This is a genomic window from Actinocrinis sp., from assembly GCF_035946395.1.
Classification (GTDB): domain Bacteria; phylum Actinomycetota; class Actinomycetes; order Streptomycetales; family Catenulisporaceae; genus Actinocrinis.
Genome location: NZ_DASYZI010000345.1, coordinates 1 through 8,196 on the forward strand (window position 1 = coordinate 1; position 8,196 = coordinate 8,196).

Below are 8,196 nucleotides of genomic sequence, written 5' to 3' on the forward strand. Positions count from 1 at the left end.
CGCCCCCGAGGTGGAGATCGCGGCCGAACTCGCCCAGCTGGCCGGCGGCGCGCACGTCCTGGCCGCGCGGGCACAGGCCCTGCTGGCCGAGGGCAACCCACGCCTGGCCGCACACCTGGCCGAATGGGCCGTGCAAGCAGCGCCACAGGACCGCGAGACGGCCCGCGTACGCGCCGAGGTCTACAACCACCGCGCCGCACAAGAGACCTCGACCATGGCCAAGGGCATGTTCACCTGGGCCGCCACAGAATCACGAGCAGCAGCCGAAGGCCGCGAAATGTTCGCCGTGCAACCTGTGGAGCACTGACCGATTTCACCGCCCCGCTGACGCGCGTTGGAACGGGGACGGGGTTGGCGCCCGGACAACCGGTTCGGGCGCCAACCCCGTCTATTACGTGCGGATCACTGCACGACGGACCACACGAAGGTTGCCGTGCCGGAGAATCCCGCCGTGTCCGTCGCCGTCACGGTCACCGTGTAGGTTCCGAGCGTGCTGCCGGAACCGGAGATCGTGCCGTTGGACGCGATCGTGATGCCGGGCGGCAGCCCGGTCGCGGTGTAGGTGAGGGTCTGGGACGCGTTGGAGTCCACGGCCTGCATGGCGAACGAGACCGCCGTGCCCTTCGGGCTGCTGTAACCCCACGGGTTGACCACGCCGACGGTCTCCGCGCCCGGCACGCCCGAGTTCGGGGTGACGTTCGCGCTGACCGCGGTGTTGGCCGCCGACACGCCGGCGCCCGAGGTGCCCGCGGCGACCTGGCCGGTCAGCTGGTGCGCCAGGCTGGTGGTCGCGGACAGCGGCCGGTTGGCCGATGAATCGCCGACCGAGATGCCGTACGTGCCGGCCTGGGCCTCCCACTGGTTGTCGGTGTTCGACCAGTTGGCCAGGTCGTGGATGGTCAGCGTGAAGCTGGCCGTCGTGCTCTGACCGGGGTTGAGGCTAACCCGCTGGAAGCCGGCGAGCTGCTGCGGCGGGTTGCCGCTGGCCGCCGGGTCGTTGACGTACATCTGCGCGACGTCCGCCCCGGCCCGGGAGCCGGTGTTGGTGACGGTTGCCGTCACCGTGGCGGTGCCGTTGGCGTTGAACGCGCCGACGCTGAGGTTGGAGAAGGAGAAGTTGGTGTAGGACAGGCCGAAGCCGAACGGGAAGGCGGGGGTGATGTTCTGGGACTGGTACCAGCGGTACCCGATGTTCACACCCTCGCTGTAGGTCACCCCGGTCGAGGTGCCGGGCCACTGCGCGGTGGTCTGCGCCGGGACCTGGCTCAGGCTGCTGGGGAAGGTGACCGGCAGCTTGCCCGACGGGTTGGCGGTGCCGAAGATAAGCGCGGCCATCGCGTTGCCGACCTCTTGGCCGGGGTACCAGTTCGCGAACACACCGGCCACCGAGTTCAGCCACGGCATGACCACCGGACCGCCGCTGTCGATCACCACGATGGTGTTCGGGTTTGCGGCGGCGACCTGCGAGATCATCGACTCGTCCGTGGCGGACAGGTCCAGGGTGGTCAGGTCGCTCTCCTCGCCCTCCGGCAGGTTGGCGAAGATGATCGCGTCGGTCGCGGCCTTCGCCGCGGCGACCGCGTTCGGGATGTTGGCCGTCCCGTTATCGTTGCCGGCGGTGTAGGTGACCTTGACGCCCGACCCGACCGCGTTCTGGATCCCGGTGATCGGCCAGATCGTGTTGGAGCTGGTCACCGTGCCGCTGCCGCCGCCGGCCAGTTCCACGCCGGCGCCCGCGTCGGTGCCGATCACGGCGATCGACTCGGTGCCGTTCGGGTTGAGCGGCAGGATCCCGTTGTTCTTCAGCAGGACCGAGCCCTCCTCGTTCAGTTGCAGCGCGGTCTGCTGGTGCGCCGCGGAGGTCACGGTGTTGGCGAGCGCGCCGCCGGCCGGATTGTCGAACATGCCGAAGGCGAACATCTGGGTCAGGATCCGGCCGACGGCCGCGTTGACCGTGTACTGGCTCAGCGTGCCGGCCGTGATCGCGTTGCCCAGGTCGGTCGCGATCGAGCCGGGGAACGGCATCCCGATGTCCATGCCGCCCACGACCGAGGCGACGTTGTTGTAGTCGGCACCCCAGTCGGAGGTGATGTAGCCGCCGAAGTTCGCCTCGTTGTCCAGGCCCTTGATCTGCATGTCGGCGTTCTGGCATGAGGCGTTGCCGTTGACCACGGCGTAGGAGCACATCAGCGAGGCCGGGGCGGACTGCTCGATGGCCGACTGGAACGGAGCCAGGTACAACTCCTGGAGCGCCTGCTCGCTGACCGTCTCGTTGTTGTTGCCGTTCGGGTACTTCTCCTGGTCGTAGGCCGCGTCGTGCTTGACCATGGCCTGGACACCCTGGCTCTGTAGGCCCTGTACCTCGGCTGCGGTGATCTGGCCGGCCAGGTACGGGTCCTCGCCGTAGGTCTCGTAGGTCCGGCCCCAGCGCGGGTCGCGCACCAGGTTCGTCGTCGGGCCGAGCGAGACGTTCACGCCCTTGCCCGCGAACTCGGCGCCCATCGCGGCGCCCTCCTGCTGGATCAGGGCCGGATCCCAGGTGGCCGCGGCGTTCTCGCCGTCGGGGTAGGCGGTGACTCCGCCGGTCCCGTCGCCGACGCCGTTCGGGCCGTCCTGCATGTTCATGGCCTTGATGCACAGGTTCGGGATGGCGGCGACCTGGCCGATGTACGACGAGCCGCCGTCACCGGAGAGCAGGGTGAACTCCTCGGTCTGGTTCATGGTGTTGAGCACCTGCTGGACACGCGAGGCGACCGACGCGGTGGAGTTGACCCACGGGCACACGCCGTTGCCACCGTTGCCGTTGCCGCCGCTGAGCGGTGCGACGGTGGTCAGGCCGTAGACGTCGAACTCGAAGATCGAGTCGCCCCACTGGGTCGCGCGCTTCGTGGCGTTCACCCGGATGTAGCGGGCGGTCGCCGAGAAGGTGAACGACTCGCTCCCCCCGGTGGCGGTGGTGGTGGAGTAGACCGTGTTCCAGTTCGCGTTGTCGGTCGACGTCTGGATCTGGAACGCCGAGGCGTACGCGGTCTCCCACAGCAGGGCGGCGCCGCAGATCTGGGTCTGGGACCCGAGGTCGACCTCAAGCCACTGCGGGTCGCTGTACGCGCTCTCCCAACGGGTGCCGGGGTTGCCGTCGGTGGCGGCGGACGCCAGGTTGCCAGTGGTCGAATAGGTCGAGGAGGCCGTGGTCGGCTGGTCGAGGGCGAGGTCCTGGTAACCGCAGTACTGGGTCACGCCGCCGCCACCGCAGTTGCTCGTGCAGCCGCCGCCCGATCCCTGGGCGAAGGCGAGGTAGTGCAGGTTCCAGCCGGCGGCGTCCTGGGCGACGGTGAGCGTCTGCGCGCCGGCCGCCAGGGTGACGCTGGCGGTGACCGTCGTCCAGGTCTGATACCCGCCGGTGTTCGGGACGGCGACCGCGCCGGTCAGGTTGGTGCCGGAGGAGTTGGCGATGTGCAGCGCGTCGGTGACCGCGGCGGCCGCGGCCACCCGGAGGCTGACTGTGTAAGTCCCGGTCGTGGACACCTCGACGGTGTATTTGAACCACTGCCCTGCTGCCGTCCAGCCGATGTCGTAGGCGCCGCCGGCCGGGGACGTGTCCGCGGTGTCCGCGGTGGCTTCGAGATCGACGCCGTCGGAACGGTAGCTGTTCGAAGTGCCGTTGGCCGCGGTGACGTTGTAGGCGACGCCTTGGCCGCCGGTGTCGTAGTTCGCGGCCTGGACCGTGCCCGGCACAGGCGCCGGCGTGCCGCCGAAGGGCTGGTCACCGCCCGAGCCTCCGCCGCCCGAGCTCAGGGTGAACGTCAGGTAGTGGAAATTCCAGCCGTTGGTGTCCTGGTCGATGGTGAGCGTCTGCTGGCCGGCCGGCAGGGTGACGCTGGCGGCGACGGTGGCCCAGGTCTGGTAGCCGCCGGTGTTCGGGACCGCGACCGAGCCGCTCAGGTTGGTGCCGGACGCGTTGGCGATGTGCAGCGCGTCGGTGATCCCGTACGGCGACGAAAGCCGGAAGGCGACGCTGTACGTGCCCGCGGTGGAGACGTTGACCGTGTATTTGAACCACTGCCCGGGCGTCGTCCAGCCCATGTCGTACGCGCCGCCGGCCACGCCGGTGTCCAGTGTGTCCGCGGTCGTTTCGAGGTCGATACCGTCGGTGCGGTAGCTGTTGGCGCTGCCGTTGCCGGCGGTGGCGTTGTAGGCGACGCCTTGGCCGCCGGTGTCGTAGTTCGCCGCCTGGACCGTGCCCGGCACGGCGGCCGCGGTGCCGCCGAACGGGGCGTCGGCGGCGGCGAACGCCGCAGTGCGCGCGCCGGTCAGCGACAAGGCGGACAGCGCCGTGACCGCGAGCAGCGCGCGGAACACGGGCCGGCGGCGCGTCGGCCGCGGCCGGCCGTGCGCAGACTGTCTCAGGGGGATGAGAAGCCTCATTGCATTCCCTTCAGGTGCCTGATCTTCCTCGTCGGCGCGGGGCCGCTCGGTCGGTCGGCGAGTGGGTAGGCGGGGCGGGTAGGCGGGGCGGGTAGACGGCCGGCCGGTGTGGGCGGCGCCGGAGTCTGCCTGCGAACGTCCGCGAACGGCTCGCAGCCGCGCGTCCGGCGTGGCCGGGCACACGGAAACAAGGCCGGGTGCAAGCCGGATGTCCACAGCGACGTGTCGGTGGTGCGGTGGCGGCACGGCGCACCGCAGCCCCCGCCGAGCAGCAGTTCACCGTGCCGTAGATCGTCGAGCGAGCGTGAAATGCGTTCTTGGGCGACTCGATGCGGCAGCGACCCAAAGCAGTTGGAGAGCGCTCTCCAGAGCGGAGTCTTCGACAGGAACCCGGCTGTGTCAAGAGGTCTCGCCGGATCGGGGACGTCACGGCGCCGTCGGGCATGGCGCCCTGGCTGCCCGGTACGTTCGTAGTCGGATCCGGTGCCCTGCCGGCCGGGATCTTCGCAGGTAGCGGCCGGGTCGGTGAGCGTCCGAGCCAGAATGGGCCGTTGCCGTCGGGAGTCGCGCCAGTCGTCGAGGTCGTGGGGCTGACAGGCACCGTACGGCTGCTGTCAGCACTGAGTCCGCCGCCTCATCCACCACCGAACCCCTCCCGGCCATCGATACGCCGTCCGACTCCCGCCTGTGGCTGCCTCGACGAGCTTGAAGGCAGACGGAACGCAGCGGTTCAACCGGCCGGGGAGAGTGTCGGGGAGAGCGCTCTCCCAGTGAACGACCTGGTCATATTTCCAGCGATCACACTGGTTCGCTGCGCGGCGGTGATCGCATCCACGGTGGGGCTCGCTCACAGGTGCGGTGTGATCGCGCGCCCGATCGACTGCTCGCCACACGGGTCCAGGGCGGGGCGCTTTGACGGCGGCCGGGAGGGGGATGGCTGAGACAGAGATCTACGATCCACTTCTTGAGCGGGGAGACGGTTGATGGAGGACGACAAGTTCAAGGTCGCGCTGCTCGGGCCGTCCGGAGTAGGCAAGACGACCCTGCTGGCCTCGATGTTCGACGACACGCAGGACAGACTGCGCGGGACCTCCCTGAACGTGGTCCTGGACACCCATACCCGGGCCCGGATCAACGAGCACAGGAAAGAACTCAACGAAGCCGTGGGCACCCAGGTGTTCGAGTCCGGATCGCTCGGCGGCACCCAGTCGGCGGACTGGCTCGACTTCTCGCTGCGCTCCATCAACAACCGGGAGCTGGAGATCCCGTTCGAAATCCTCGACTATCCGGGAGGCTGGCTCGATCCCGCGGCCCGGGAGTCGGGCGCGGTGTCCGAAGAGGGCTGGGAGCAGGTCGAGACGCACATCGAGCACAGCATCCTCGCCCTGTTGCCGATCGACGCGGCGCTGCTGATGGAGGCCCGCAACCCCGCCGAGCGGGCCGCGTCGCTGCACCTGCTCGGGATCGTGGACGTGCACGACATGGTCCGGTTGTGGGCGAGGTCGCGCAACACGACCGAACACCGGGACGAACCGGCGGTGCTGATGCTGGTACCGGTCAAGTGCGAGAAGTACCTCGACCCGAGCCGGCCCGCCGGTTCGGACGCGGACGCGCTGCGGGCGCGGATCCAGGCGCTGTACGACGAGATCACCGAGACGGTGCGCAAGGAGGCCCGGGACCGGACCATCAGGATACTTTACAAGCCTGTTGAGACGTATGGCTGCATCCAACTCGTCGACAGCTTCTGGAAGCTGCCGACGACCAGGGGGAGCCGGCACCCGGTGTTCGAAGGCATATACCGGTTCACCTCGAACTCGCCGCAGCGCCGCATCACCGGCGCCGGCGCCGTCATGCGGCAGCTGTGCCTCACCGTGCTCGAAGGACGGGAGAAAGTCAGGGAACTGGAAGAGCACGGCAGCCGCGAGCAGCAGCAGGAGTTCCTCTCGCGGATGGCGCAGCGGCGCGGCTTCTGGAAGGCGTTCGGATACCGCATGCGCGGCGAGGCCAGGCGTGACAAGGGCGGCGTCATCGGGACACAGCGTGACGCCGAACGCGTGGCGCGTTCCCGGCGGGAACTCGAATCGGACATGCGCGGCCTGGCGGAGGCGACCGACCCGCAGTCGCAGGCCGAGGACTGGACGTCCCTGTGAAGGTCTACGTCAAGACCCGGGGGACGAGCGCCGACTACCGGTTTCTCGGCGCGGTTCCGGGCGAGCGGTGGTGGGAAGCGCTCTCCGGCCGGTACCTCACCGAGGAGAGGCCCGCGGTGGCCGCGCGCGGCGAGGGGCCGCGGTGGTCGGCGGCGATGTTCGGCGTCCCGTCCGACCGCCGCGACTCGCGGCTGCGGGCCATCCGCTACAGCCTGGTGATCGAGGCCGCTTCGCAGGACGCCGAGTCGGCCGTCCGATGGGTCCGGCTGGGGCTGGATGCCGCCGCGCGGGCCGAACTCGGGGCGCGGCTCGACGAGATCTACCCCGCCGAACTGGTGGACGCCGCGCTCGAATCGCCCGCGCAGGCCGAATTGCCGGCCGCCGCGCGAGTCCTCGCTGCGATACGCGAGACCGCATCCACGGTGCCGGGGGGAGTGCCGACGTGGTCGATGGACCCGCCGTGGGCCGGACCGGACTCGGATGCGCGGGCCGTGGACGCCTTCCTGGCATACGCCGGGCGCCTGGCGCAGGGCGAACGCGGGCTCTGCTTCACGTCCGGCAGCTTGTCGACGATCGAGCAGGCGCGCCGGGCGGTGGCGCAGATCGGGGACCAGGTCGGCGTCCTGGCGCTCGGCGCGCAGTTCCAGGGAGTGCAGAGCCTGGCGGAGCCGCAGGACGCGAAATCATATCAGTCCATTGTTGAGCGGCGCGCCGAGAACGGCTCCGCCTGGCGTCTCGCGAGGCCGGCCGCGACGTCCGTCGGCCTCGGCCTGGCCGCGTTGCTCGTCCTTGTCCTGCTGCTGCGGAAGGCCTGACAACGCCCTGTCGGAGGATGATCACCGGCTCTGCTGAGCTGTAGATCGCGTGGTCCATCCGTTTTGTCCCATTACCTAGAGAGGGGAGAGCCGGTACGCTGCCCGTGCGCGGCGCCGCACTCGACACTCGACCAAGTGTTAGGAGTGCTATGAGAACCAGACGTCGCGCGAATCCCTTCATGGCCGCCGCCGTGATCGCGGCCGTGACGATGACTGTCGCGGTGGGAGCGTTGCTCGCGCCCAGCGGGCAGGCAGCGGCCACCGTGGCCTGCTCCGGCCCGGCGTGGGCCGAAGGCACCAGCTACAAGGTCGGCGACCAGGTGACCTACATGGGCCACGAGTACCAGGCCCTCCAGGCGAACACCCCGCCCGTCGGCGCCGGATGGACCCCGGTCGCGGTACCCGCGCTGTGGCAGGACCTAGGCGCCTGCACCGCTGGCACCACCTCGCCATCGGCCTCGGCTTCGGCGACGACGAGCAGCGCCTCGCCATCGGCCTCGCCCACATCCCCGTCCGCAAGCGTGTCCCCGTCCCCGTCCGCGTCGGCGACCAGCTCCGCGCCACCCGGTGGCAGCACCTGCGCGGTCAAGTCGCGGCCGGCCGGCAAGGTGATCCAGGGGTACTGGGAGAACTGGGACGGCGCGCTCAACGGCGTGCATCCGGGACTCGGCTGGATCCCGATCAACGACTCGCGGATCCTCCAGCACGGGTACAACGTGATCAACGCCGCGTTCCCGGTCATCCTGTCCGACGGGACGGTGGAGTGGCAGGACGGCATGGACACCAACGTGAAGGTCGACACTCCG

General features: G+C 69.7%; 5 protein-coding genes. 4 read left to right on the forward strand and 1 reads right to left on the reverse strand.

Annotated features, from left to right (window positions below):
• The coding region (locus tag VGS97_RS21495; RefSeq protein WP_326855415.1) for an alkyl sulfatase dimerization domain-containing protein at positions 1–307 on the forward strand (307 nt) is incomplete at its 5' end.
• 95 nt (positions 308–402) lie between these two features.
• On the opposite strand, the gene VGS97_RS21500 is transcribed toward VGS97_RS21495, so the two are convergent.
• The gene (locus VGS97_RS21500) at positions 403–4,425 is read right to left on the reverse strand and encodes a glycoside hydrolase family 3 C-terminal domain-containing protein (RefSeq protein WP_326855416.1); all 4,023 of its coding nucleotides are present in this window, start codon (positions 4,423–4,425) and stop codon (positions 403–405) included.
• A 983-nt stretch (positions 4,426–5,408) separates the two neighbouring features.
• Between VGS97_RS21500 and VGS97_RS21505 the strand changes: the two genes are divergently transcribed.
• From VGS97_RS21505 to VGS97_RS21515, 3 genes are all read left to right on the forward strand, one after another.
• Positions 5,409–6,575 carry a hypothetical protein gene (locus VGS97_RS21505; RefSeq protein ID WP_326855417.1) on the forward strand — a complete coding sequence of 389 codons (1,167 nt, stop codon included), beginning with the start codon at positions 5,409–5,411 and terminating at the stop codon, positions 6,573–6,575.
• A complete protein-coding gene (locus VGS97_RS21510) occupies positions 6,572–7,390 on the forward strand; it encodes a hypothetical protein (protein ID WP_326855418.1) in 819 nt (272 codons plus the stop codon). Before VGS97_RS21505 ends, VGS97_RS21510 begins: the two co-directional genes overlap by 4 nt.
• 149 nt (positions 7,391–7,539) lie before the next feature.
• Positions 7,540–8,196: carbohydrate-binding protein (locus VGS97_RS21515; protein WP_326855419.1), on the forward strand; the 657-nt coding region annotated here is incomplete at its 3' end.